Origin of the sequence: Pseudomonas sp. Sample_21 (genome assembly GCF_004307525.1) — a bacterium.
GTDB lineage: Bacteria > Pseudomonadota > Gammaproteobacteria > Pseudomonadales > Pseudomonadaceae > Aquipseudomonas > Aquipseudomonas atacamensis.
Genome location: NZ_RCNZ01000076.1, coordinates 31,758 through 57,729, shown reverse-complemented (window position 1 = coordinate 57,729; position 25,972 = coordinate 31,758). Strand labels below are relative to the sequence as shown.

The 25,972-nt window shown below is 61.6% G+C and carries 18 protein-coding genes; 7 read left to right on the top strand and 11 right to left on the bottom strand.

Annotation, left to right across the window (positions count from 1 at the left end):
- On the top strand, positions 1–267 hold a 267-nt coding region (locus D8U71_RS28480; RefSeq protein ID WP_206663207.1), incomplete at its 5' end, for a hypothetical protein.
- Positions 268–684: 417 nt separating this feature from the next.
- Here D8U71_RS28480 and fdhE read toward each other — a convergent pair.
- Genes fdhE through fdnG form a run of 4 tightly spaced genes read right to left on the bottom strand, consistent with a single transcriptional unit; the run spans position 685 to position 6,278 of the window.
- Positions 685–1,611 carry a formate dehydrogenase accessory protein FdhE gene (fdhE, locus tag D8U71_RS13560; RefSeq protein WP_130887955.1) on the bottom strand — a complete coding sequence of 309 codons (927 nt, stop codon included), beginning with the start codon at positions 1,609–1,611 and terminating at the stop codon, positions 685–687.
- Between the two features lie 3 nt (positions 1,612–1,614).
- On the bottom strand, positions 1,615–2,280 hold the full coding sequence (locus tag D8U71_RS13555) for a formate dehydrogenase subunit gamma (protein WP_125926631.1): 666 nt from the start codon (positions 2,278–2,280) through the stop codon (positions 1,615–1,617).
- Entirely contained in the window at positions 2,277–3,212 is a 936-nt protein-coding gene (gene fdxH / locus D8U71_RS13550; protein WP_125926630.1) for a formate dehydrogenase subunit beta, read from the bottom strand. The genes D8U71_RS13555 and fdxH overlap by 4 nt, the downstream gene beginning before the upstream one ends.
- Entirely contained in the window at positions 3,213–6,278 is a 3,066-nt protein-coding gene (gene fdnG, locus D8U71_RS13545; protein WP_153188858.1) for a formate dehydrogenase-N subunit alpha, read from the bottom strand. It lies immediately after the preceding gene.
- A 360-nt stretch (positions 6,279–6,638) separates the two neighbouring features.
- Here fdnG and D8U71_RS13535 point away from each other — a divergent pair, with 360 nt between their 5' ends.
- From D8U71_RS13535 to D8U71_RS13515, 5 genes are all read left to right on the top strand, one after another.
- Positions 6,639–7,793 (top strand): PatB family C-S lyase, encoded by a 1,155-nt coding sequence (locus tag D8U71_RS13535; protein ID WP_130887954.1) that lies wholly within the window; start codon positions 6,639–6,641, stop codon positions 7,791–7,793.
- Between the two features lie 229 nt (positions 7,794–8,022).
- On the top strand, positions 8,023–8,880 hold the full coding sequence (locus tag D8U71_RS13530) for a glucose 1-dehydrogenase (RefSeq protein WP_016774822.1): 858 nt from the start codon (positions 8,023–8,025) through the stop codon (positions 8,878–8,880).
- 87 nt (positions 8,881–8,967) lie between these two features.
- The gene (locus D8U71_RS13525; protein WP_016774823.1) at positions 8,968–9,579 is read left to right on the top strand and encodes a Yip1 family protein; all 612 of its coding nucleotides are present in this window, start codon (positions 8,968–8,970) and stop codon (positions 9,577–9,579) included.
- 42 nt (positions 9,580–9,621) lie between these two features.
- Positions 9,622–10,965 (top strand): cation:proton antiporter, encoded by a 1,344-nt coding sequence (locus tag D8U71_RS13520; protein ID WP_130887953.1) that lies wholly within the window; start codon positions 9,622–9,624, stop codon positions 10,963–10,965.
- A gap of 183 nt (positions 10,966–11,148) precedes the next feature.
- On the top strand, positions 11,149–11,442 hold the full coding sequence (locus D8U71_RS13515; protein WP_016774825.1) for a hypothetical protein: 294 nt from the start codon (positions 11,149–11,151) through the stop codon (positions 11,440–11,442).
- A gap of 239 nt (positions 11,443–11,681) precedes the next feature.
- On the opposite strand, the gene D8U71_RS13510 is transcribed toward D8U71_RS13515, so the two are convergent.
- From D8U71_RS13510 to D8U71_RS13495, 4 genes are all read right to left on the bottom strand, one after another.
- Entirely contained in the window at positions 11,682–12,215 is a 534-nt protein-coding gene (locus D8U71_RS13510; protein ID WP_016774826.1) for a hypothetical protein, read from the bottom strand.
- Between the two features lie 78 nt (positions 12,216–12,293).
- Positions 12,294–14,213, bottom strand: a complete 1,920-nt coding sequence (locus D8U71_RS13505; RefSeq protein WP_130887952.1) for a PAS domain-containing sensor histidine kinase — start codon at positions 14,211–14,213, stop codon at positions 12,294–12,296.
- Positions 14,206–16,536, bottom strand: a complete 2,331-nt coding sequence (locus D8U71_RS13500) for an ATP-dependent DNA helicase (RefSeq protein WP_130887951.1) — start codon at positions 16,534–16,536, stop codon at positions 14,206–14,208. Before D8U71_RS13500 ends, D8U71_RS13505 begins: the two co-directional genes overlap by 8 nt.
- Positions 16,533–18,185, bottom strand: coding sequence for a VRR-NUC domain-containing protein (locus D8U71_RS13495; protein WP_130887950.1), 1,653 nt, complete (start codon positions 18,183–18,185; stop codon positions 16,533–16,535). Before D8U71_RS13495 ends, D8U71_RS13500 begins: the two co-directional genes overlap by 4 nt.
- Before the next feature lie 195 nt (positions 18,186–18,380).
- Here D8U71_RS13495 and D8U71_RS13490 point away from each other — a divergent pair, with 195 nt between their 5' ends.
- Positions 18,381–18,605 carry a YgdI/YgdR family lipoprotein gene (locus D8U71_RS13490; protein ID WP_016774830.1) on the top strand — a complete coding sequence of 75 codons (225 nt, stop codon included), beginning with the start codon at positions 18,381–18,383 and terminating at the stop codon, positions 18,603–18,605.
- Positions 18,606–18,727: 122 nt separating this feature from the next.
- Here the strand turns inward: D8U71_RS13490 and D8U71_RS13485 are convergent, their stop codons facing one another.
- The 3 genes from D8U71_RS13485 to D8U71_RS13470 form a co-directional block, all read right to left on the bottom strand.
- Positions 18,728–20,581: a polyurethanase gene (locus tag D8U71_RS13485; RefSeq protein ID WP_130887961.1), complete on the bottom strand. Its 1,854-nt coding sequence runs from the start codon at positions 20,579–20,581 to the stop codon at positions 18,728–18,730.
- 303 nt (positions 20,582–20,884) lie between these two features.
- On the bottom strand, positions 20,885–22,570 hold the full coding sequence (locus tag D8U71_RS13475) for a polyurethanase (protein ID WP_130887948.1): 1,686 nt from the start codon (positions 22,568–22,570) through the stop codon (positions 20,885–20,887).
- A 58-nt stretch (positions 22,571–22,628) separates the two neighbouring features.
- Positions 22,629–25,706: an autotransporter serine protease gene (locus D8U71_RS13470; protein WP_130887947.1), complete on the bottom strand. Its 3,078-nt coding sequence runs from the start codon at positions 25,704–25,706 to the stop codon at positions 22,629–22,631.
- Between the last annotated feature and the right edge of the window lie 266 nt (positions 25,707–25,972).

Here is a 25,972-nt window from a genome sequence, read left to right as displayed (position 1 = left end):
GATTCGGGGTGGAATGAACATTGTTGGTCACCACAAAAAACCTGTGGGAGCGAGCCTGCTCGCGAATGCGGTGTGTCAGTCAATGTGGAGGTGGCTGACCTGACGCCTTCGCGAGCAGGCTCGCTCCCACAGAGAAATCCGGGGCTGACCGGGCTTTGTGATTCGGCACACAAATCTGTGGCTGGCTTGCCAGCGATTGCGGTGGGTCAGTCAAAGAAGGCGGTGAATGTGCCGACCGAATCGCTGGCAAGCCAGCTCCCACAGTGATTCGGGGTGGAATGAACATTGTTGGTCACCACAAAAAACCTGTGGGAGCGAGCCTGCTCGCGAATGCGGTGTGTCAGTCAATGTGGAGGTGGCTGACCTGACGCCTTCGCGAGCAGGCTCGCTCCCACAGAGAAATCCGGGGCTGACCGGGCTTTGTGATTCGGCCCACAAATCTGTGCGAGCTGGCAAGCCAGCTCCCACAGGGATTCGGGGTGGAATGAACATTGTTGGTCACCACAAAAAACCTGTGGGAGCGAGCCTGCTCGCGAATGCGGTGTGTCAGTCAATGTGGAGGTGGCTGACCTGACGCCTTCGCGAGCAGGCTCGCTCCCACAGAGAAATCCGGGGCTGACCGGGCTTTGTGATTCGGCACAGAGACTTGTGGGAGCACACCCCTCTCCCACAATTTTGCTCTGGTCAGTCGTCCCCCGGCGCCAGCAACAGATTGGGCGCCAGACGCTGATAGCCGTCCTGGGCCAGGCGCATGTCCAGCAGCAAACTGCCGAGATCTGCCGACAACGCCTCGGCTTCGGCATCGTTTTCCAGATAGAGCAATTTCAGGTAGCTGTTGCAGCTCGGGCAGACTTCGGCGCGCAGCGGGGCCTGTTCGGCGCTGTGGCGGTCGTCTTCCTCGCTGAGATATTCAAGGCCTTTGCTCCGCTCGCAATACACGCACTTGACACGCACCACATGCCATTCGCAGGCGCACAGCGAACACACCAGATAGCGCAAACCGTTGTGCTTGCCGCGATGGCGAATGACCCCGGCCATGGCCGGTGAACCACAGGCCGGGCATTGGCTGAGGCTGTCGCCGGGTTTCAGTTGCAGTTGCGGCACGCTCAGCAGCCAGTGGCTCCAGGCGGTTTGCAGCGCCGCGCCGAGAAACGGCACCAGCGCCGCTGGCACCAGCGAATATTGACCGCTGACCAGCGCCACTGCCCACGCGCGCAACTGGCCGGGACTGGCGCCGCGCAAAGTATCCAGCGCGTCGATCACCGCTGGCTGATCCGCAGGCGCATAGCGCTGCAGCAAGGCATTCAGCCACGGCTGCCAGGCATCCTCGCGCACCAAGGTGTCTGCCGCGAACGGCGGCAGACCGTGCTGCTGACAGGCTTCGAAACGCTGCGCATCAAACGGCGCGGTCAGCGGCGGATCGTCGAACACCTGCTGCTGCGCCCGGCACAATCCGGCCATCAGCCGCAGATAATCCGCCAACCCATTGCCCTCGGCCAGACGCTCAAGGCGCTCAGCACGCAGGGCAAACAGGTTACGTGGTGGCAGGTACAGAAACGGCGGCGAACTGGCCGCCGCCTCGATTTCCCCGGGTTCAAGAATGCTTGGCAAAAGTCAGCCCTTTTTCGTCAGCGGTCGCTCGGGCAGGTCCCGAGGCTGTTCGTCGCGGGTCACCTCGCGGTACCACAGTTCATGGTGTTTCTTCGCCCACGGCCGGCTGACCCAGCCATGCAGCATGGCGTCGACCGAACCCTTGATCCACAAACCGGCGTAGATGTGCACGATGATGCTCAGCACCAGCACGAACCCGGCCAGCGCATGCAACAGCATGGCCCAGCGGATCACGCTGATGCCGAAATACGCGCTGAACCACGCGCGCCAGATCACCAGCCCGGTGAACAGCAACGCGAGCATGCACAGCAGTAAAGTCCAGAACAGCAATTTCTGCCCGGCGTTGTATTTACCCACCGGCGGCACGCTTTCTTCGTCGTTGACCATCACCCGGTTGATCCGCCGCAGCCACTGGCGGTCATTGGCGATAAAGAAATTGGTGCGCCAGAAGCTGAACACCAGGCCGAGGAACAGCACGAACATGGCGATGCCCATGTACGGGTGCAGGATCCGCGTCCAGGTGCCGCCGCCGAACAGGTTACTCAGCCAGAACAGCGACGGATGAAACAACGCCAGCCCGGACAACCCGGCCATGAAAAACAGGATCGCCACCAGCCAGTGATTGGTGCGCTGGTTGGCGCTGTAACGCAGGATCGTCTTGTTGCTCATGGCCGCTCCTCCCCGCGTGGATCGAAGGTGTGCACCGCCGGGTCGACCACGTGCACCGAGGTATCGGGTGGCGCCGGATGCTCATCCTCCTCGACACGATTCGGGCCGATGCGCACGTAGTGGAAGAACCCGGCCAGCACCGCCGCGCCCATCGCCAGCAGGCCGAGGGGTTTGCTGATGCCTTTCCACAAACCCACCAGCGGACTGATCGCCGGATGGTCCGGCAAACCGGCGTAGATTTTCGGCGTGTCGGCGTGGTGCAGCACGTACATCACGTGGGTGCCACCAACGCCTGCCGGGTCGTACAAACCAGCGTTTTCAAAGCCACGGCTTTTCAGGTCGACGATGCGTTCGGCGGCGTGTTCTTGCATGTCTTCCTTGGTGCCGAAGACGATCGCGCCGGTCGGGCAGGTTTTCACGCAGGCCGGCTCCAGCCCTACCGCAACCCGATCGGAACACAGCGTGCATTTGTAGGCCTTGTGATCCTTCTGCGAAATGCGCGGGATGTTGAACGGGCAACCGGTGATGCAATAGCCACAACCGATGCAGTGGTCCTGATCGAAATCGACGATGCCGTTGGCGTGCTGAATGATCGCTCCGGGGCTCGGGCACGCGGCCAGACAACCGGGTTCGGCGCAGTGCATGCAGCCGTCCTTGCGGATCAGCCATTCGAGGTTGCCGGCGTCGGTTTCGTGCTCAGTGAAGCGCATCAGCGTCCACGAATCCGCCGTCAGATCCTGCGGATTGTCGTAGGTGCCGTGGTTGTGGCCGACCTCGTCGCGCAGCTCGTTCCATTCCGAGCAGGCGACCTGGCAGGCCTTGCAGCCGATGCATTTGGTCGTGTCGATCAGCTTGGCAACGCCCTGCTGGGTCCTCACTGACGGCGGCACGGTGGTGGTGGCCGAGCGGGCAATGATGTCTTGGCTGGCCATTTACAGTTTCTCCACGTTGACCAGGAATGACTTGGATTCCGGGGTCTGAGTGTTGCCATCGCCGAGGAACGGCACCAGGGTGTTGGTCAGGTAACCGTGACGCGTCAGGCCGGTGAAACCCCAGTGCAGCGGGATGCCGATCTGATGCACGACCTGGCCGTTGACCTGCAGCGGCCGGATCCTTTTCGTCACCACCGCCACCGCCTCGATAAACCCGCGCTTGCAGCTGACGCGCACACGATCACCGGCAGCAATGCCCTTCTCGTTCGCCAGCACCTCGCCGATTTCGACGAATTGCTCGGGCTGAGCGATCGCGTTCAACTTGCAGTGCTTGCTCCAGAAGTGGAAATGCTCGGTGAGCCGGTAACTGGTGCCGGCGTAGGGGAAGTCCTTGGCCTCGCCGAGGGTTTCCCAGACCGAATCAAAGATCCGCGCCGCCGGGTTGCTGGTGGCCTTCTTGTTCTGCGGGTGCAGCGGGTTGATGCCGATCGGCGTTTCGAACGGCTCGTAGTGCTCAGGGAATGGCCCTTCGTTCATCTTGTCGACGGCGAAGAACCGCGCGACGCCCTCGGGGTTCATGATGAACGGATTCATCCCGGCTTCCGGCGGCACATCGGCCTTGTAATCCGGCACGTCGGTGCCGGTCCAGGCCTTGCCGTTCCACCACACCAGCCGCTTTTTCGGATCCCACGGTTTGCCCGCCGGGTCCGCCGAAGCACGGTTGTAGAGGATTCGCCGATTCGCCGGCCAGGCCCACGCCCAGCCTTGATGCTGGTGCATGCCAAATGGGTCGGCGTTATCGCGCCGCGCCATCTGATTGCCGGCCTCGGTCCAGCTGCCGGCGAAAATCCAGCAACCGGACGCGGTGCTGCCGTCATCCTTGAGCAAACCGAAGCCGGCCAGTTGCGTACCGGCCTTGACCGTGACGCCGCCGGCATCGGTGAAATCGCTGACGGCGGTGCCGTTGATCTCCCGCGCCAGTTCTTCCGGCGAAGGCTCGTCGGGGATCTTGTACGGCCACGACAGTTTCAGCAGCGGATCAGGAAACTTGCCGCCTTCGGTCTGATAACGCTGGCGCAGGCGCAGGAACAGTTCGCTCATGATGCGAACGTCGGTCTGCGCTTCGCCGGGGCCGTCGGCGCCCTTCCAGTGCCATTGCAGCCAGCGGCTGCTGTTGACCAGCGAGCCGTCCTCTTCGGCAAAACAGGTGGTCGGCAGGCGAATGACTTCGGTCTGGATTTCAGCGGTTTTCACGTCGTTGTACGGCCCGACGTTCTGCCAGAACTCCGAGGTTTCCGTGGCGAGCGGGTCCATCACCACCAGCCACTTGAGCTTGGCCAACGCGCCCATCACGCGGTTCTTGTCCGGCAACGCGGCGATCGGATTAAAGCCCTGACAGAAGTAGCCGTTGACCTTGCCCTGGCTCATCAGGTCGAACATTTTCAGCACGTCGTAATTAGGGATGTCGAGCTTCGGCAAATGGTCGAACAGCCAGTTGTTCTCGGCGGTGGCGTTGGCGCCGTACCAGGATTTCATCAGGCTGACGTGGAATTTGCTGTAGTTCTGCCAGTACGACAGCTGCCCCGGTCTGAGCGGAACCTGCGTGCGTTTGAAGATGAACTGGCCATAGTCCTGCTCGCTGTCGCTGGGCAGCGTGAGGTAGCCGGGCAAGGCGTTGGACAGCAGGCCGAGGTCGGTCAGGCCCTGAATGTTCGAGTGTCCGCGCAGCGCATTGACGCCACCGCCGGGCATGCCAACGTTGCCCAACAGCAGTTGCACCATCGCCGCGCTGCGGATGATCTGCGCGCCGATCGAGTGCTGCGTCCAGCCGAGGGCATAGAGAATCGTCATGGTCTTGCCCGGTGTCGAGCAGGTGGCGATCTCTTCCCAGATTTTCTGCATGGCGTCGACGGGCATGCCGCAAATCTGGCTGGCCAGGTCGATGTTGTAGCGGCTGTAATGCTGCTTCATCAGTTGATAAACGCAGCGCGGGTCTTGCAGGGTCGGGTCGACGCGGACGAAACCATCCTCGGCGAATTCGTAACCCCAGCCGGACTTATCGGTGTAGCTGCGTTTTTCCGCGTCATAGCCGCTGAACAGGCCGTCTTCGAAGCCATAACCGGCTTTGACGATGAACGACACGTCGGTGTAATTGCGCACGTACTCGTGCTGGATCTTGTCCTCGGTCAGCAGGTAATTGATCAACCCGCCCATGAAGGCGATGTCGGTGCCGGTGCGGATCGGCGCGTAATAGTCGGCCACCGAAGCGGTCCGGGTAAAACGCGGATCGACCACGATCAGCCGCGCGGCGTTATGCGCCTTGGCCTCGGTCACCCATTTGAAGCCGCACGGATGCGCTTCTGCTGCGTTGCCACCCATTACCAGGATCAGATTCGCGTTGGCGATATCGGTCCAGGTGTTGGTCATGGCACCACGGCCGTACGTCGGGGCAAGACTTGCCACCGTCGGGCCGTGTCAGACACGCGCCTGGTTATCGAACCCCAGCAGACCGAGGCTGCGAATCACCTTCTGGGTGATGTAGCCGGCTTCGTTGGATGCCGCCGACGCCGCGAGGAATCCGGTGGTCAGCCAGCGATTCACCGTTTGCCCGTTGGCATTTTTCTCGATGAAGTTGGCGTCGCGGTCGGCCTTCATCAGGTCGGCGATGCGATCGAGGGCTTCGTCCCAGCCGATGCGCGTCCATTCATTGCTGCCGGGCTTGCGCACCTGCGGGTACTGCAAGCGGCCGGGGCTGTGAATGAAGTCGAGCAGGCCCGCGCCTTTCGGGCACAGCGTGCCGCGATTGACCGGGTGGTCGGCGTCGCCTTCGATGTGAATGATGTTTTGCGCCACGTTCTTGCCGGCATCGCCCTGGCTGTACATGATCAAACCGCAACCGACCGAGCAATACGGGCAGGTGTTGCGGGTTTCACGGGTGTGGGCGAGCTTGAAGTGACGCACCTGCTCGGCGAAGGCCGCCGTCGGGGCCATGCCCAACGCGCCCAGGCTTGAGCCTGCAAGGCCGATACCGGCGACCTTGAAGAACTGACGACGGCTGAGATCCATCGTGCACTCCTGATCAGGTGGAACCCGGTACTTGCGCCGGGCTTTATCTGGACAATCACGGTTGCGACGCCTTGGCGCCGACTTTTTCACTGTAGACAAAGACCTTGCCGATTGTGTGAAAACCGACCGTCGGGTGTTTCATCTGCAATCTCGAGGTATTGATCGTTCCCACGCTCTGCGTGGGAATGCCTCAAGGGACGCTCCGCGTTCCACTGGGACGCAGAGCGTCCCGGGCTGCATTCCCACGCGGAGCGTGGGAACGATCAGTCAGATCGCTATTGCGAGCAGGCTCACTCCTACAGGGAACGAGTTGCGCATAGAATGTCCGGCAGAACCAACTCCGCCTTGACGAGACCGCGCATGACTTTCGATTTTGATCAGCTGTTCGACCGCCACCACACTGGCAGCACCAAGTGGAGCCGTTACCCGGCCGATGTGTTGCCGATGTGGGTCGCTGACATGGATTTTGCCGCGCCGCCGGTCATCGTCGAAGCCCTGCAACAGCGCCTGCTGCACCCGCTGCTCGGTTACAGCGTGGCCCAGGACAACCTGCGTGAAGCCATCGTCGCCGACCTGTGGAACAAGTATTCATGGCAGGTCAAACCGCAGGAGCTGATCTTCCTGCCGGGCGTGGAATCCGGCTTCAACATGGCGCTGAAGGCTTTGGTCCAGGCGCAGCAGAATGTCGTCGTGCAAGTGCCGAACTACCCGCCACTGCGTCATGCGCCGGGGCATTGGGGCCTGAACAAGGTCGAGCTGGAATTCAACGCCCAGGCCGATGGCACCTACGCCACTCCATTGGACGCACTGCGCGAGTCGCTGAAAGGCGGCGGCGCCCTGCTGTTGAGCAACCCGCACAACCCGCTCGGCAAGGTCTTCGACCGCGAAGAGTTGCAGGCAGTCGCGGACATCTGCGCAGCGCAGGACGCGTGGATCATCTCCGACGAGATTCACGCCGAACTGTGCTTCGACGGCCGCGTGCACATTCCCACCGCATCGCTGAGCCCCGAGATTTCCAAACGCACGATCACCCTGATGTCGGCGAGCAAGGCCTACAACATCGCCGGCCTCAAGACCTCGTTCATGATCATCCAGGACGCCGCCCTGCGTGAGCGCGTCAACCACGCTCGCTGCGGCATGGTCGACAGCGTCAACCCGCTGGGCATGGAAGCCACCCGCGTCGCCTACAGCGAAGCCGCGCCGTGGCTCGCCGAACTGAAAACCTACCTGCAGGCCAACCGCGACTGGCTGGTAGGCGCGGTGCGCACGCGCCTGCCGGGCGTTACCATCAATGTGCCGCAGGGCACGTATCTGGCGTGGCTCGATTGCACCGCGCTGGACCTGCCGGATCCGCAACGATTCTTCCTCGAACAGGGCAAGGTCGGCCTGAGTGCCGGACTGGATTTTGGTGACCGGCATCAGCAGTTTGTGCGTTTGAACTTCGGCTGCCCGAGGGCGTTGCTGGAAGAAGGGGTTGCGCGGATGGAGCGGGCTTTGGCTAACCGCAATCTCTGATCCTGCCCCGAGATTCCCCTGTGTAAGTGATCCTTTGTGGGAGCGAGCCTGCTCGCGAAAGCGCAGTGTCAGTCGACATATTTATCGTCTGACAGACCGCTTTCGCGAGCAGGCTCGCTCCCACATTGGTTTTGCATAGCCAACTAAATCCAACGCAAATCCGATCGAACTCAAGGCAAAGCCACCGGGTCAACCCGGAACACTGGCCTTGAAATCAGGAGACCCTGCGATGACTGACTATCCAAAACCACCCTTCCCGAAACAAGCCCAACCGGTGCCCGGCTCGCAACGCAAGATGGAGCCGTATCCAGACTGCGGCGAGCAAAGTTACGTCGGTTCCGGCCGTCTGGCCGGCAAGATTGCGCTGATCACCGGCGCTGACAGCGGCATCGGTCGCGCAGTGGCGATTGCCTTCGCCCGTGAAGGCGCCGATGTCGCCGTGGCTTACCTGAATGAACACGAAGACGCCAAGGAAACAGCACGCTGGGTCGAGCAAGCCGGGCGTCAGTGCATCCTGCTGCCGGGCGATATCGCCGAGAAAGCGCAGTGCCAAGCGCTGGTCGACAAGACCGTCGAGCGCTTTGGCCGCATCGACATTCTGGTCAACAATGCCGCGTTCCAGATGACGCACGAAAACTTTGAAGAAATCCCCGATGACGAATGGGTGATGACCTTCGACGTTAACATCACCGCCATGTTCAGGATCTGCCAGGCGGCGATCAAACACATGCGCCCCGGTTCGTCGATCATCAACACCAGCTCGGTCAACTCGGATATGCCCAAGCCGACCCTGCTGGCCTACGCCACCACCAAAGGCGCAATCGCCAACTTCACCGGTGGCCTGGCGCAGATGCTCGGGCCGAAGGAAATTCGCGTCAACAGCGTCGCACCCGGCCCGATCTGGACGCCGCTGATCGTCTCGACCATGCCCGATGAAGAAGTGCAGAACTTCGGCGGCAGCACCCCGCTCGGCCGTCCCGGCCAACCGGTGGAAGTCGCGCCGATTTACGTGCTGCTGGCCTCCGACGAAGCCAGCTATATCACCGGTCAGCGCTACGGCGTGACCGGCGGCAAACCGATGCTGTAACCGTGCAGCAGAAAAACTGAACCCGAGCGGCATGGCATCTCTCCATACCTGTAAACGCCTACGGGCCAACAGGAACAGGAGGTTGTCATGTCCGCCCCCCTCGTCAGACTCTTCACCCAACCCAACTTCGCCTGGACCGATATCCGCCGCGAAGAGGAAACCCATCCCCGCCACTACCTCGCGCATCTGCTGCTGCTCGCGCTGATTCCGGCCGTGTGCCTGTTCATCGGCACCACCCAGGTCGGCTGGAGCCTAGCCGTGGGTGAAAACGTGCGCCTGAGCACGGCCAGCGCCTTGCAACTGAGCGTGTTGCTGTACGTGACGATCGTCGCGGGTGTCGCGATTATCGGCGGGTTTATTCGCTGGATGTCGCGTTCATTCGATGCGCGGCCAACGCTCAATCAATGCATCGGTTTTGCCGCCTACACGGTGACGCCGTTTTTCCTCGCCGGGATTGCCGGGCTGTACCCGAGCCGCTGGCTGGCAATTCTGGTGCTCGGCGCCGCGTCGATCTATTCGACGTTTCTGCTGTTCGTCGGCCTGCCGACCTTCATGCATGAGCGCAAGGAGCAAGGCCTGCTGTATTCGGCGTGCGTGTGGGGCGTTGGCCTGCTGGTGCTGGTGACCATGCTGGTGTCGATGATTCTGCTGTGGTTCAACGTGCTCATCCCCGAGTACCTGCGCACGACCGTGAGCTGAGCCGGTGCGCCTGTCCTTGAGAATTCACCGCAGTGAGCGGTCATGAGTTTCGGCGTATGGGTCGCGGTGCTCGGCGCCGTGCTGCTGACGCTGGCCCTGACGTCGTCATGGTTGCGCTGGATGCCGGTCACCACCTCGGCGGTGTGCCTGCTGCTGGGCATCGCCATCGGCCCCAGCGGCCTCGACCTGCTGCAATTGCCGCTGGAGGAATCGTCGTTGTGGATGGAGCACCTGACGGAAGTCGCGGTGCTTTTTTCCTTGTTCGTCTGCGGTTTGAAATTGCGCCTGCCGCTGGGCAACAAGACCTGGCGCATCGCTTTTGGTCTGGCCGGGCCGGTGATGATTCTGAGCATCATCGGCGTGTGTCTGCTGTTGCACTGGGGCCTGCAATTGCCGTGGGGGCCTTCCCTGCTGATCGGCGCGATTCTGGCTCCGACCGACCCGGTGCTCGCCGCGCTGGTGCAGGTCAATGATGCGCAGGACATCGACAGCGTGCGTTTCGGCCTCTCCGGTGAAGCCGGGCTCAATGATGGCGTGGCTTTCCCCTTCGTATTCCTCGGCTTACTGCTGTTGCACACCGACGGCAGTTTCAGCGACTTGCAACAGTGGTTCTTAAACGATTTGCTCTGGGCAGTGCCGGCAGGTCTGTTAATCGGTTACGGCATGGGTCGCGGCATCGGCCGGATCGCCCTATTGCTGCGCATTCACAACGAGGACAGCACCCTCGGCCCCAACGATTACCTGACACTCGCGCTGATCGCGCTGTCCTACGTGGTCGCCGACGCCATTGGCGGCTACGGCTTTCTTGCGGTCTTCGCTGCTGGCCTGGGCCTGCGTCAGGAGGAAGTCAAATCCACGGGCATCACCCAGGCACCTGCCGAGCATCTGGTGCAGCCGGTGGTCGGTCATCAGAATGTCGAACCGCAGAACGCCGTGCATGGCGATACCGAGCAACTGGAAGACAGCCAGGTTGCAGCGGGGATCATGATGGGCGACATGCTGGCGTTCGGCAGTCTGGTCGAACGGGCGATGGAAGTGTTTCTGGTGACCCTGCTCGGCGTCGTGCTGATAGCGCACTGGGACTGGCGGGCGTTGTGGATCGGCGCGGTGCTGTTCTGCCTGATTCGCCCGCTGAGCGTGGCGCTGATGCCGTGGGGCAATCTGCTCAGCGGACCGCAGCGTTTGTTGATCGGCTGGTTTGGCATTCGCGGCATCGGCAGCCTGTTCTATCTGTTCTTCGCCCTGAACCATGGCCTGGATTCCGACGTGGCCAAGGTCTGTACCGATATCACTTTGTCGGTGGTGGCCCTGAGCATTCTGCTGCATGGCATCAGCACACAACCGATGCTGGCGCGCTATGAACGTCTGAAGCAACGAAAAAGCTGATTCGTCGGCCGCTGCGCTTGGCTGGGAATCATCGAAGATTTTTCTGCAAAAAAATGGATCGCCGGGCGCGACCCAACGGTCACAACTTTAACCGCGCCAATCATCAGCGCGGCCCGGCAGGTTCGGTTCCCCTGCGGTGAACAGCCTATTAAACGGAACCCCGACACAAACAAGGTCACGGTCATGAACGAATGCTCGACTCCTGCGCAAATCAAGGCTTGCAGAGCACTGGCTCTGGAACGCAATCGTCAACTGTTCGAAGAAGCCCACGAACTGAACCGAGCGGCCAACGCGCTGCTGGAACAGACGCCGACCGACTTCGAGCGCTTTGAGCAATACCGGGCACTGCGCAAGAAAGCCGATGCGAAGTTTGAAGATGCGATTGATCATCTGTGTGTGCTGAATGAGGATTTCCCGCCGATTCCGGCGGCGGTGCAGAATGCTGTAACTGCGCGGCGTGAGCTGGAAACTGCGTAATAAAAGTCAAAAGCCCCTCACCCTAGCCCTCTCCCCGAGGGAGAGGGGACTGACCGGGGTGTTTTTCGTTATTCATCGACCTGAAAAATCGAGTCGAATACAAATTTTGAAAAGCGTGAAAATCTGCTCCCTTTCCCCTCGCCCCCTTGGGGGCGGTCCGACGTTTCGGGAGGGCTAGGGTGAGGGGGTAAAATCACATTAACACCACAACATCCAGCACCTGTCCCGACCAATCCACCTCAAGGATTGGTCACCTGAATAAACACCGCATACACCCCCAACATCACCCAGAACGTGGCAAAAATCCAAGGCGTGCGCACCGAGAACAGCAGCGACTTGCGATAACCCTTGTGGCTCGATTCCATTTCGCTGAACAGGGGTGACTCGTCATACGCCGCGCCCATTACCGGCTCGCTGTGCAGCAACTGGCTCTGTTTGAAGTGCCAGTGATCGATGATGTCGTACGCCGCACGAATCCCCGGCCAGGCATTCAATGAACTGAGCACACCGAGCAACGCCAGAAACGGCGGCACGACGAGGGTGAACATCTTGCCCCACTCCGGATTGAGGTTGGCCATGCACGAGGCGAAAGCGATCACCAGAAACGACTGCGCCGCCAGATAGGCGTCGGTGCGGTTGGCGAGGATGCTGGTTTCGTACTGGATTTCCCGGCGATAGAAATCCAGGCGCTCCTTGGGTGAGCCAAACATCTTGGCGTCGTGTTCGGCCAAGGCTTCTTCAACAGCGCTTGGCTGGGTCAATATGCGAGACAAGAGACGTGCCCTCCAAAAGTGAACAAGACTTTTGGAAAGGCACGCGTCAGCACTAGTTCAGCCGGATCGACCAGCGCGTCACTTCATCGATTGAGCGATGATCTGCACCAGACTCGCTTGGGTGAACGGTTTCGGCAGACGCGGCAGTTGAGCGGCAAAACCCTCCAGGCGTTCGGCATATCCAGTGGCGAGAATGATCGGCAGATCCGGCTTGAGCATACGCAGGGCGTGAGCCAGTTGCGCGCCGCTCATTTTTGGCATGGCCATGTCGGTGATCACCAGATCGATGACTTCGCCCTGATCGAACAGCGCCAGCGCCTGGGCGCCGGAGGTCGCGCCGATAACGCGGTGGCCGAGGTCTTCGAGCAACAGACTGGTGCTGGTCAGCACCAGCGAATCGTCATCGACCACCAGCACACTGAGCCTCGGCACCGCAATGGGCGCGGCGTTGCTGTACGCCGGGCGACTGGCCGATTGCTCTAGTGCCACCGGAATCCACAGCTCGGCCGCCGTACCCTGGCCCTTCTCGCTTTTCAGAATAAAGCGCCCGCCCAACTGCTCGATGAAGCCGTGCACCATCGACAAGCCCAGCCCGGTGCCTTTGCCCAGGCCTTTGGTGGTGAAGAACGGATCACGGGCGCAGGCCAGCGTGGCTTCGTCCATGCCTTCGCCGCTATCGATCAGGCTCAGGCACACGTAACGCCCCGCCGCGAGGGTCGAATGAGTTTGTTCCAGCACCACTTCGGCTTGCGCCTGAATGATCACCGTGCCGCCGTCGGGCATGGCATCGCGGGCATTGGTGGCGAGATTGAGGATCGCCAGTTCCAGTTGATTACTATCGGCCAGCACTGGCTGCAGGTCATCGGGAAAGCGTGTTTCGATACGAATGCTCGGTCCGAGCGAGCTGCGCAGCAGCCCGGTGATGCCTTGCACCAGTTGCGGGATATCCACCGATTCGGTCTTCAGTTCCTGGCGCCGGGCGAAGGCCAGCATGCGCTGGGTGAGCGACACACCGCGCAAGGCGCCTTGGGTGGCGTTTTCCAGCAGTCGAGCGATTTTCGGCGCGTCGCCGATGCGTTTCTGCACGATCTCGAGGTTGCCGAGAATCACCGTCAGCAGGTTGTTGAAGTCATGGGCGATACCGCCGCTGAGTTGGCCGATCGCCTGCATCTTCTGCGCCTGGAACAACGCCTCGCGGGTCTTTTCCAGGGCCTGCTGTGCTTCGTGGGCCTCGGTGACATCGCGGGTGATCTTGGCGAAGCCGAGCAACGCGCCGGTGTCGCCGCGAATCGCATCGACCACTACATGGGCAAGAAAGCGCGTGCCGTCCTTGCGCATCCGCCAGCTGCGGTTCTCGAAGCGGCCTTCGCGGGTGGCAATCTCCAGCGAACGCTGCGGCTCGCCGAGTTCGCGGTCTTCGGGGGTGTAGAAAATCGAAAAATGCTGGCCGATGATCTCTTCCGGCAAATAGCCCTTGATGCGCTGCGCGCCCTGGTTCCAGTTGCTGACGCAGCCTTCGGGGCTGAGCATGTAGATCGCGTAATCGGTGACGCCCTGCACCAGCAGGCGGAACTGCTGTTCGCTTTGCTTGAGGGTTTCCTCGGCCATTTTGCGGTCGGTGAGGTCACGGGTGATCTTGGCGAAACCGAGCAGCTTGCCGTCGGGGTCGATGATCGGATCGATCACCACGTGCGACCAGAAGTGCGTGCCGTCCTTGCGCACGCGCCAGCCCTCGCCTTCGAAGCGACCTTCACGGATCGCTGTGTCCAGCGCCCGTTGCGGCATGCCGTTGGCGCGGTCTTCCGGGGTATAGAAGCGCGAGAAGTGCTCGCCGATGATCTCGGCTTCTTCATAACCTTTGAAACGTTTTGCGCCGGAGTTCCAACTGGTGATGGTACCGTCGGGGTCGATCATGTAGATCGCATAGTCGACAACCGCGTCGATCAGCAGCCGGAAACGGCTGTCTTCGATCGCTGCGGTTCTGTTGTTCTCACTCATCACACTCACCAGCCACTGTCATGGGCTGAAGTATGCGTGAATCCGTCGATTTGAACAGCGCCGGTTCGCTTTTGATCGCCCACCAGCGCGGCAGCAGTTGCTGGATGCGGCTCTCGGCAAAGCGGTCGTCGATCAGCATGACCGTGCCGCGATCCTCACGGGTGCGAATCACCCGCCCGGCGGCTTGTACGACTTTTTGCATGCCCGGGTACAGATAGGTGTAGTCGTAGCCGGCGCCAAAAATGGCGGCCATGCGCCGCTTCATCTGCTCGTTGACCGGGTTGAGCTGCGCCAGCCCCAGCGTGGCGATGAACGCGCCGATCAGCCGCGCGCCGGGCAAATCGATGCCCTCGCCAAACGCGCCGCCCAACACCGCAAACCCGACGCCCTGGCTGTCGGCGCTGAACTGGTCGAGAAACGCCTGCCGCGCGCCCTCGGCCATGCCCCGCGATTGCAGCCACTGAGTGATGCGCGGATGGCGCTCGGCCAATAAGGTCGCGACCTGTTGCAGGTAATCGAAACTGCTGAAGAACGCCAGATAATTGCCCGGGCGCTCGCTGAACTGACGGGCGATCAGCTCGACGATCGGCTCCAGCGAGGCCTGGCGATGGTTAAAACGCGTGGAGATCTGGCTGACGATGTGCACCTGCAACTGCTCGGCGCTGAACGGCGATTCGACGTCGATGCACACCGTGTCGGCGGGCGTGCCGAGCAGGTCGGCGTAGTAGTTGCGCGGGCTCAGCGTGGCCGAGAACAGCACACTGCTGCGCGCCGCTGTCAGGCGCGGGCCGATGAACGCCGCCGGCACCACATTGCGCAGGCACAGTTGCGAGAGTGGACGCTTGCGGTCGAGGTCGCGTTTGCTGATATCGAACAGGTAATGCTCGTCGTACAGCTCGGCGACCCGGGCAAATTGCAGCAAGTCGAAATAGAAGTTCTGCAGACCGCTGTCGAGGCCTTGCGGATGTTCGTTGAGGTAATCGCCAATGGCCGCGCAACACAGCGAGATGGCGTGCAGGAGCTTGTCCGGCGCCTTGTCGTAGGCCTGATAGGCCGCCAGTTGCGGCGCATGCAGCGCGTTCCATTCGCGGTTGACCCGTTGCAGGGAATTTTTCAACGCTGCGGGCGCGGTTTTGCGCACGCTGGCGAGGGTGAACTGGTCGAGGCTGGCGCTGTACATCTGCCGGCCGCGCTCGACCAGGTTGTGCGCCTCGTCGGCGAGCACCGCGACTCTCCACTGATTGAGCTGGGCCAGACCGAACAGCAGCGCGCTGAAGTCGAAGTAATAGTTGTAGTCGGCAACCACCACATCCGCCCAACGGGCCATTTCCTGACTCAGGTAGTACGGGCACACGCTGTGCTGCGCGGCGACTTCACGCATCGCTGCCTGATCGAGCAGGTTGATGCGGCTGGCGGCTTCGCGGGCGGCCGGCAAGCGATCGTAAAAACCCTGGGCCAGCGGGCAGGATTCGCCATGGCAGGCCTTGTCCGGGTGTTCGCAGGCCTTGTCGCGAGCAACCATTTCCATCACCCGCAGCGGCAAGTCCGGCGTTTGCCTGAACAACACCTGGCTGGCATCCAGCGCCAGCTTGCGTCCGGGAGTCTTGGCGGTGAGAAAGAACACCTTGTCCAGTTGCTGCGGCGCCAAGGCCTTGAGCATCGGAAACAGCGTGCCAAGGGTTTTACCGATGCCGGTCGGCGCCTGGGCCATGAGGCAGCGGCCGGTGCTGACGGCTTTGAACACTGATTCGGCCAGATGCCGTTGGCCGGGACGAAAATCCGCGTGCGGGAACGCCAGTTGCTGCGCGGCCAGATTGCGCGCTTCGCGATGGGCCATTTCCTGCTCGGCCCATTGCAGGAACAAAGCGCACTGCTGCGCGAAAAACCCCTGAAGCGACTCGGCGCTGTAGGATTCAACCAGGCAGGTTTCCTTTTCGCTGACGACGTCGAAATACACCAGCGCCAGATTGATCTGCTGCAATTGCAGTTTCTGGCACATCAACCAGCCGTAGATTTTCGCCTGCGCCCAGTGCAACTGGCGGTGATTGGCCGGTTGCTTGCTCAGGTCGCCGCGATAGGTTTTGACTTCTTCCAGGCAGTTTTGCGCCGGATCGTAGCCATCCGCCCTGCCCTTGACCTTCAGCTCGCCGAATTCGCCTTGCAGCGCCACTTCGCTCTGGTACTGCTCGCTGCGTCGCGAGGCCACGGTGCGATGGCCGACGATGCCTTCCAGCGCCGTTGGTGACGGGGTGAAGCGCAGGTCGAGGTCGCCGGTCTTGGCGGTGAACTCGCACAGTGCACGCACGGCAACGCTGTAGCTCAAGCGCTCTGCTCCGCCCATTGCACATAACACACGGCCACCGGCATCTGGTGCTCGTGGCAGAACTCCAGCCAGCGCAGCTGATTGTCCTGCAAGCGGTCGCCGGGGCCTTTGACTTCGATCATCCGGTAGGTCTTGTGCTGCGGCCAGAACTGGATCAGGTCCGGCATGCCGGCGCGGTTGGCCTTGATGTCGAGCAGCAATCGGTTGAACCAGTGTTTCAGGTGTTCGGCGGGCAGACAGGCCAGCGCCTGTTCCAGCAAGTCTTCGTTGAGCGCGCCCCAGAACACGAACGGCGACTGGATGCCCCACTTGTCGACGAAGCGCTGGCGGATGGTCTCGGCGTAGCGGCCGTCGTCGAGTTCGCCCAGGCAGGCCTGGAACAGCTCGGCGCGGCGCTCCAGGAAGTCTTCGCTGAGCAGATCCACCGGGCCGCGCTGGAACGGGTGGAAAAACGCACCCGGCAACGGCGCGAAGATCGCCGGCCAGCACAACAGGCCGAACAGTGAATTGATCAGGCTGTTCTCGACGTAATGCACCGGGCCGTCATCGGCGTGCAAGTGCGCTTGTACGTGAAATTCCACCGACCGCGCCGGATCGATGCGCGGCAAGTGCAAGTCGAGGCGCTCGACCTCTCTGGCCTTGGCACGTTTGAGCGGCGGGCCACCGAGTTTGCGCCGCAGACGCGGGACGATGCGCTGCAAGCCTTGCTGCTCGGCCGCACTTTGCGGTGCCTGTTCGGCCAGCGTGCCGAGTTCCAGCGCCAATGCATATTCGCCGCAGCGTTCGAGCACACGGATCATCCGCAGCCGTGCGCCCGGGTAGGCGCAGTCGCGGTAAACACTCAGGGCCAGGGCAAAGTCGCCGATGCGCTCGGCGTACTGGCCGATCTGGAACAACGCCTTGGCTTGCCGGCGGCGCAGCCACGGGTTGTCGAATTGCACGGCGTCGATCTGTTCGACGATCTCGTCCAGCGCTTCACCGGCTTCAAAGCGCAACTGGCATTGATGCAGGAACAGGCAGGCGTCGACGTCTTCGCGGCTGCGCAGGCCTCGGGAGTCGGCGCAGAACTCGACTTTTTCATAAGTGAAGATGCCCAGGTCGGCCAGCACGAACTCCGACCAGTCCTGATACAGATTGCCGAAGAACATCAGGCGCAGGCGATCGCACAGGTCCATCAGGGTCAGGCTGAACAGCCGCTCAGCCAGTTGCGGCGCCCAGACACGCAGGGGCTGCGCCTCGCTGAACTGTTCGGCCAGCACCGGCAGCCACTCGTCCTTGCGCCCTTTCGGCTGTTCTATAAAGGTGCCGAACGCTTGCAGCAGCTCGGCCTTGAGCAGGACATCAAACAACTCTGCCAGGGTCAGCGCAGCGTGTTCGTCGAGCCAGCCGTGTTCGAGCAACGGCCGCGCCGCCTCGGCAATGTCGCCGATTTCCAGATAGTTGAGTTTGCTCGCGCGAAAGTGAATGCCCTTGCGCATGACCATGCGCACCAGCAATCCCTGCGAGGCTTGCGGCAGCGTGTTGAAGTCGCGGATGAAGCCGTGCTCGCTTGCGCTCATCACATCGGCATAGCGAAGCCCAAGCCAATCAAGCACTTGCCGGAAGTTGTTGAGGTAATAGAACGGATCGTCGAGAGGGTTGGAGGTCACGGGAATTCAAAGCCACGGCAAGCGAACACTGGTTATGCGTACAGATAACAGCTCAGCCCTGCCCGGCGCAAACGGAAAAAGATCAATGGCATTTTTTCGCGCCGCCATCGAACTTTTCCGCCGCTGCTGGCACCAACCGCGTTACAGGGCCGACAATGCCCGCAATCACATTCAAGCAAGGAGTCAGAGGTGGGAATGAAAATCAAGATGCTGGGCATTCCTGTAGCGGTCGCCGCCCTGTTGGCGCTGGGCGGCTGTTCGACCCAGACCGTGGTGACGCTGCAGAACGGCACCCAGTACCTGACCGAGGACATGCCGAAGACCGAGACCGAGGACGGTTTCTATGAGTTCGAAGACATTTCCGGCGCCAAGGTCAAGGTTCGCGCGGATGAAGTCGCGACCGTGCGCAAGGAAGACTGACTTTGCTTGAATGATCGTTTTTCGCGAGCAGGCTCGCTCCCACACTGGATCTACGTCGTTCACAAATCCCCTGTGGGAGCGAGCCCGCTCGCGAAGGGGCCGGCACAGGCCCCGCATCAACGTCAGGCGATAACAACCCCGTCGGCGCTCAAACTTCCCAGCGCCACGCCCACCAACGTCACCGAATCCCCACCGAACGTCAGCAAGGTATCCTGTCCGACCGCCGAGGCATGGGCGCGCAAATCATCCCCCGGCAACACCCCCTGCACGCCAAGAAACACCAGTTTGTCATTAGCCGTATAGCCAACCACACGGTCCTGGCCAAACGTACCGTGGAACAGAAACGTATCCGCCCCGCCGCCCGATTCCATCAGGTCATTGCCAGCACCACCGACAAACACGTCATTGCCCGCACCGCCGAGCAAATGATCATTGCCCTCCAGGCCAAACAGCCAGTCACCGCCGGTATGCGCCTTGAGCATGTCAGCACTGGCCGTGCCTTTTACGCTCGATTCATAAGCGGTGAGGTTACTGCCGACTTTCAGCCCCATGTCCGTGACGCTGTGCAGCACGTCGTCCTTGAACATGCCCCAGAGAAACCCCGGCTCTGTGCTGACGATGCTGCCAATGTCACGGGTGATGCTGATCCCGCCGTCGGCATCGCGGATGTACAGATTGCCAGCGCCGTCGTTGGCGAAATCAAAGTTCTTCACCGTCTGCTGCAAGTCGAGGGTGTTGCTGCCCTGCCCGCCCAGAATGACGTTGTAGCCGCCGTTGTCGCGGAAGCTGTCATTGCCGGCGCGCCCCTCCAGATAGTCATTGCCGCTGCCGCCCTGGATCAGGTCGTTGCCGTCACTGCCGATGATGAAGGTGCTGCCCTTGTGGGTTTCGGCGTTGCGGTTGAGGTCCTGCACCCAAGTGTTGGCCCGCGCCGGGTCCGACAGGTTGGCGACGATGATCGTCGAGTCGCGGCTGGTCAGGTCGTAGAACTTCGATTCCAGCACGCGGGTCATGCCGTCGCCGTAGCCAGTGGGCAGGTGCGAAATCCACGTCGGGATATTCAGGATCGAATACGGCAGCACGTTCCAGGCGTTCGAGGCGTAGTGGTCGTTGAAGCTGACGATGTTGTCGGTGGTCGAGGCATGCGGCGCGTCGTGCACGCCCACTGAAGCGCTGCTGAAAGTCGAGCCGTCGAGGGCGCGAAACACCGGGTCGTTTTCGTAGCCGATATTCAGCACCTTGTCGCCGCTGCTTTGCGTCGGCGAGGCGTAGGCGATGTAGTTGGAGTCGGCGAAGAAACCGCCCCACTTGCCAGCGCTCAAGTCAGCCATGCTGTTCACCGCCAGACCGCCCAGGCTGTGGCCGCTGACCAGCACGTCTTGGCCGCTGAGGCCGTTGGCCCGGGCAAATGCGACGACATCGTTGAGCAGATTGCCGAAAGCTTCGCCGACGTAGTTTTTTGCGTAATCGGCCGGGCCGAACGCCGCGAGCAGATCGTTGATCACGTCGCCAATCGAATCACCGATGAGGATTTCGCGCGGGCCGCTGGTGCCGCGAAAGGCGATACCCAGTTCAGTGAGGTGACCCTGAGCGTCGTATTTGCCGAGGATTTCCACTTGTGCGCTGGTGTAGCCGGCCTTCTCGCCGAAGAACGTCCCGCGTGCATCGGTCTTGCCGTCGTAGCCCAATTGCGCGGCGCTGATCGGCGTCCAGCCGGCCTTTTGCACGGCCTCAAGGGCGAGTTTTTCCGAATCGGGATTCCACGGGATACCGGGGATCACCCCTTGCGAATCGGTGCCGCCAATCAGCGCGGTAACCAGCGTCGCCGGCAGGCCGAGGCCGAAGCCGTTGTGCTGGTAACCGGCGGCGAAGCCATTATCGAGGTTGTGATAGGAATACAGCGTGATCGCCATGGCATCGCTGAACAGCGCCGCGGAATCGGCTGTGCCGAAGTTCTTGTAGTCGTATACACCCATTGCCATTGCCTCTCTTGTTGTTGGAATTGTCAGAGATAGCTCACAGCCAGAGCGCGGGGCTCCGGAGCATTCATTACATCGTGCACAGCCTCTGTAGGAACTGCCGAAGGCTGCGATCTTGTGGGACGCAGAGCGTCCCCGGCTGCATTCCCACGCAGAGCGTGGGAACGATCATGTGTACGCCATACCTGTGGGAGCGAGCTTGCTCGCGAAGGCGGTAGCACATTCAACACCACAATCGCCTGAACCAGCGCTTTCGCGAGCAGGCTCGCTCCCACGATGAGATCTCCTGCAACTTCGGAATCAGGCAAAGACGAAACTCGAGTCCGTCAGGTTAGCCACGCCGACGCCAATCAGCGTCACGGCAAAATCGCCAATCTTCAGCACGGTGTCGGAACCAGACTGCGCGGCATGCTGTTTGTAGTCATAACCCTGCCCTGCGCCCTCGACGCCCATGAACAGCAGTTTGTCGCTGCCCTGATAACCATTGATCGCATCAAAACCGAACGCGCCGCTGAACAGGAAGGTGTTGCCGCCACCCACCGCCGTCATCACATCGTTACCGGCGCCACCGACGAAAGTCACCTGCGCCTTGTCACTGATCAGTTGATCATCGCCACCAAGGCCAAACAGCCAGTCGCCTTCGGCCGTGGCATGCAAGGCATTGCCGTAACCATCCCCGCTGAGCGAATGGTTGTACTGGGTCAGTTCGCTGCCATTGCTCAAACCCTTGGCGGTGACGCCCCAGGTGATTTCCTTGCTGCCCCACCACGAACCGGCCTCTTTGCTGACCAGCGCGCCGATGTCGCGGGTCAGGCTGATGCCGCCGTAGGCGTCGCGCACGTACAGCGTGCCGTCGCCGTCGTTGGCGAAGCTGAAGTTCTGCAACGGTTTCTGCAGTTCGAAGGTGTTATGGCCCTGCCCGCCGAAAATGACGTTGTAGCCGCCGTCATCACGAAAACGGTCGCCGCCGCCCAGCCCTTCAAGAAAATCATTACCCGCCCCGCCCTTGAGCCAGTCGCTGCTCTGCGTGCCGATGATGAAGGTGCTGCCGCTGTGCGGCTCGCCGCTGCGGCCCAGGTCCTCGACCCAGGTCTTGCTCCGCGATGCCTCTTCGAGATTGGCGACGATGATCGTCGAGTCTCGCTCGGTCAGGTTGTAGAACGCCGAATCGATCACCCGATTCAAGCCATCGGCGTAGCCCAGGGAACTGTGCGCCGACCAGTTCAGCGGGTTGGCGATGCTGAACGGCACCAGGTTTTGCGCCGTAGAAGCGTAGTTATCGGTGAAGTTGACGAGGTTGTCGGTGGTCGATTCGTGGGGCTTGTCGTGCTTGCCCATCGACGCCGTGCTGAACGTGGTGCCATCTAGCACACGGAACACCGGATCGTTTTCGAAACCGATATTGAGCACCTGGCTGCCGGAACTCTGGGTCGGCGAGGCGAAGGCGATGTAACTGGCATCCTTGTAAAAGCCACCCCAGTTGTCCGCGCTCAATTCAGCAACGCTATTAACCCCAAGCCCGCCGAGGCTGTGGCCGCTGATCAGCACATCCTTGGCAGCGACACCGTTGGCGATCGCGAAAGCGGCGACGGCCTTGAGCAGATTGTCGAAGGCGTTTTTCGCATAGTTGTTGGCGTAATCCGATGGCCCGACCGCTGCCAGCAGATTGTTTTTCAGATCGCCGAAAGTGTCGCTGTAACCCAGCCCGCCGGTGCCGCGAAAGGTAATGCCGAGGCCGATCAGTTGTCCCGCAGCGTCGTACTTGCCGAGCACTTCGGCCTCGGCGCTGGTGAAACCGTCCTGTTCACCGAAGAACGTGCCTTGCGCGCCGACCTTGCCCTGATAGCCCAACGCCGTCGCCGTGACCGGTGCCCACGCGGTGGCAGGCAATGGTTTGCCGGTGGGCGTGTAGGCATACAGCGTCAGTGCGATGGCATCGCTGTAAAGCCCTTTGCCGTCGGCATTTTTGTAATCGAACAATCCCATGTGCAGCGCTCCTTTTCCTTGAAAAACCGGCAGCCCGAGAAGTGCTGCCGGTTACGCCTCAGAACTGCCAGTCGAGGGTCAGACCGACGCCGTGATCTTTCTCGTTCGAGCCGATCAGGCCGTTGTAGTCGAGGTTGACCCGCACGTCGCGATTGAGCGCCAGCCCGGCACGCACGCCGACCACGGCAGCGTCACGATCCATCGACACGCTCTGCACGGTGAACGCGCTATTGCCGTTGGCGAAGGCCAGATGGCTGTCGGCATCGACGCTGCTCAGGTTGTGCTGCCAGCCGAGGCTGGCGCCCAGTTCCAGCTGATGCTTGTCCGACACGGCAAAACTGCGCTTGGCGCGCACGCCGAGGGTCGACAGCACCACGTCGCGGTTGTCTTCACCACCCTTCAGCGCCGCAGCGTCACCCTTCTCGGTGAAGCTGTCAGTGTTGAGGTGCACGTAGGACAGATTGGCGAACGGCTCCAGGTTCATCGGTTGCAGGCCCAGATCGTAAGCGGCCTCGGTGAACACTTGCGCGGTGGTCGCGTCACGTTTGGTTTTCTGTTTGCCGCTGACGTCGCCGAACTGCAGATCACGCTTCACATCAATGCGATGCCAGCTGTAGGCGCCGCCGACCGTCAGGCGCAACGCGTCGATTTCATGGCCCAGATACGCACCCAAGTGGTAGCTGTCGACCGAGGCCGACGAATGCGTGCCGCTGCCCATGCTCAACGAGCTGTCGCTGTAACCAGTGACGAAACCGAGACGGGTATCTTCAGCAATCAGACCGTCGACGCCAGCCAGCAGCCCGCCGATGGAACTGTTGGAATCGGCATTGTCGTGTCCGCCATCGCTTTCACCCCACGACCCCAGCACCTTGACCCAGACGTTGCTGCGCTCATCAGTCGGCGCATCGGCGTTGAACAGATCACGCTCACGCAGGCGTTCGCCGACGGCTTCGCGCAGGTAGCGGCTGTCGTTGATCAGCAGCGTGCCGATGGCCGGGTGAATCTCGCCGGACAGCTGTTGAAAGGCCTGCTGCGCTGACGCCGCGTTGGGCGACAGCAACAGGGTTTCGAACAGCGCATTGCCCGCACCTAAACGCTCGGCCGCCGCACCGACGGCGCGCTGGTTCGGCGTCAGACCGACGCTGGCGAACGATGCCTCATTGCGCCCCACCGCCAGCTGAATGCCGCCCGCCGAGTAATCCAGAGTGCCGCCAAGGAAGGCGTAATTCGGCAAGACCTGACCGAAACGCCCTTCAATGCCACCCGCCGCTTGCAGAATGTTGTAGCGGGTGCCGAGCAGGCTTTGCACTTCGCCGGTGCTGAGCAAGGTCGGACTGTTTTCCAGTGACAGGCTCACCGTGGCGCCGTCGATGACGGCTTTGCCGCCCGCGACGATCTGGTCGCTGCTGGTCGGCGACAGCTCTACGGCGTAGGTCGAACCCGGCGCGAAAGTCACGTCACCTGCCACATTCAGGGTGCCGATGGAATTGCCCGGTGCCACCGTACCGCCGCTGCTCACAGCCAGTGCGCCAACGCGGCCATTGCCGCCGAGGATGCCGCCGTTGTTGACGGTGACCGCCGATTGCAGCGAGCCGTTGATGGCCAGACGGCCCTGGTTGACCAGGGTCGGGCCGCTGTAAGTGCTGTTGCCGGTCAGCACCAGGGTGCCGATGCCTTGCTTGGTCAGACCGCCGTGGCCGCCGATGTCGTTGCGCCAGGTGTCGAGGCCGCAAGTGATATCGCTGCATACGCGTTCGGTGGGTTTGCCCTGATCGATGATTGCGCCGATGCCCGGCAAGTCAGCAACGAACTGGCCGGAACCGTACGCGCCCTGAACGCGGAACTCCTCGGGAATGTCCTGCTCGGTGACGAACATTGCCGGGCCATCGATGGCCTTGCGCAGGTTGATCATGCCCCAGCCGTACAAGGCGTCGATGCCCGGTGCGCCGAGGTCGGTCGCAGTGGTGCGCAACACGCTGGCGACCTGATCGCCGGACATATACGGGAAGCGCTCCATCAGCACCGCGATAGAACCGGCCACGTGCGGCGCGGCCATCGAAGTGCCGTTGTAGTTTTTGTAGCCGGTGGTCAAGTTGTCGGCGTTGGTACCTTCAATGATCGAGCTGTAGATCTTGGTGCCCGGCGCCGAGACGCAGTAACTGGCGGTGTAGCCGCAACGCGAGGAGAACGTGCTGATCACATACGGATTGGCGCTGGCGGTGTCCGGGTTCTGCTGCAACGCGGCGACGGTGATCCAGTTCGGCGCGATGTCCGGAACGAAGTAGCCGAGGCCGGCAATGGCATCCGGGTTGTTCAGGTTGTAGTCGTTGCCGGCGGCGAAAATGGTGACGATGCCGCTGCGTGCGGCGGCAATCGCGCCGTCGTAGGCGCCGCCGGGTTTGGTGCCAAGCAGCGTGCGGATTTCGTTGAACTGCAACTGCGCGTCGTTGACGGTGAAGTGCGGATACGCCGGATCGCGGCCGCCGAGGTCGAAGCGGTCGGTGATGCCGATGCCCCAGCTGTTATTGATGATCCGCGCTCCGCTGGCGATCAGCGCATCCCAACCGGCCTTGTACACCGCGCCGTCGTTGCCACGCACGATGCCGTCTTCAGGCCCCGGGTCGCCGTTGTCGGCGCTGATGATCTGCGCCCCGAACGCGACGCCGTGCATCACCCCGCCGTCGCGACTGCCCGCCGCGATACCGCCGACGTGGGTGCCGTGGGCGCCGAGCTTGCCGTCGGAGCCGACCGAGGGCGAACCGTCATAGCGGAACGCGTCGCCGGCTTTCACCGGAATATACGGGTCGGTGTATTCGCGGATACCGCTGGTGACCAGGGTGACGACTTTGTTACTGCCAGAGAACTCCGGATGCGCGGCGTAGACCGGCTGATCGAAGATGCCCAGTTTCACGCCTTTGCCGGTGTAGCCGGCGGCGTAGGCGTAATCCGCGCCGATCGCGCCCAGGCCCCAGTCGGCCTTGAATTCATTACTGCGCCAGCTCGACGGATCGCCGCTGCGGCCGTTCTCAACGTAAGGCGCTGCCTGTGCCATCGCACTGGCACAGAGCATGGCGACTGTCAGGGTTTTCAGGGCAAAGCGGCCACCCGATTGCGCGGGGGTATTGTTGTTATCCATCCACGACCTTCCTTAGTGATGTTGCGAAAAATCCGGTTGTTTCAATAGCTGTGGCGAGAGGCACCTTTGTCCGCTGTAGGCAATGACAAACCGCACCTGTGGCGAGGGGATTCATCCCCGTTGGGTTGCGAAGCGACCCCCAGGAATTTTTCCAACCTACGTAAACACAGGTTTTGCGACTGCTGCGCAGTCGAGCGGGGATAAATCCCCTCGCCACAGTGGCTCAAACCCATGCAATCAGAACTGCCAGTTCAGGCTCAGGCCAA

Coding starts and splice junctions, on each gene's coding strand:
- D8U71_RS13555 (WP_125926631.1), bottom strand. CDS start 2,280: ATGAGCAACAAGACGATCCTGCGTTACAGCGCCAACCAGCGCACCAAT.
- fdxH (WP_125926630.1), bottom strand. CDS start 3,212: ATGGCCAGCCAAGACATCATTGCCCGCTCGGCCACCACCACCGTGCCG.
- D8U71_RS13535 (WP_130887954.1), top strand. CDS start 6,639: ATGACTTTCGATTTTGATCAGCTGTTCGACCGCCACCACACTGGCAGC.
- D8U71_RS13530 (WP_016774822.1), top strand. CDS start 8,023: ATGACTGACTATCCAAAACCACCCTTCCCGAAACAAGCCCAACCGGTG.
- D8U71_RS13525 (WP_016774823.1), top strand. CDS start 8,968: ATGTCCGCCCCCCTCGTCAGACTCTTCACCCAACCCAACTTCGCCTGG.
- D8U71_RS13520 (WP_130887953.1), top strand. CDS start 9,622: ATGAGTTTCGGCGTATGGGTCGCGGTGCTCGGCGCCGTGCTGCTGACG.
- D8U71_RS13515 (WP_016774825.1), top strand. CDS start 11,149: ATGAACGAATGCTCGACTCCTGCGCAAATCAAGGCTTGCAGAGCACTG.
- D8U71_RS13505 (WP_130887952.1), bottom strand. CDS start 14,213: ATGAGTGAGAACAACAGAACCGCAGCGATCGAAGACAGCCGTTTCCGG.
- D8U71_RS13490 (WP_016774830.1), top strand. CDS start 18,381: ATGAAAATCAAGATGCTGGGCATTCCTGTAGCGGTCGCCGCCCTGTTG.
- D8U71_RS13485 (WP_130887961.1), bottom strand. CDS start 20,581: ATGGGTGTATACGACTACAAGAACTTCGGCACAGCCGATTCCGCGGCG.
- D8U71_RS13475 (WP_130887948.1), bottom strand. CDS start 22,570: ATGGGATTGTTCGATTACAAAAATGCCGACGGCAAAGGGCTTTACAGC.
- D8U71_RS13470 (WP_130887947.1), bottom strand. CDS start 25,706: ATGGATAACAACAATACCCCCGCGCAATCGGGTGGCCGCTTTGCCCTG.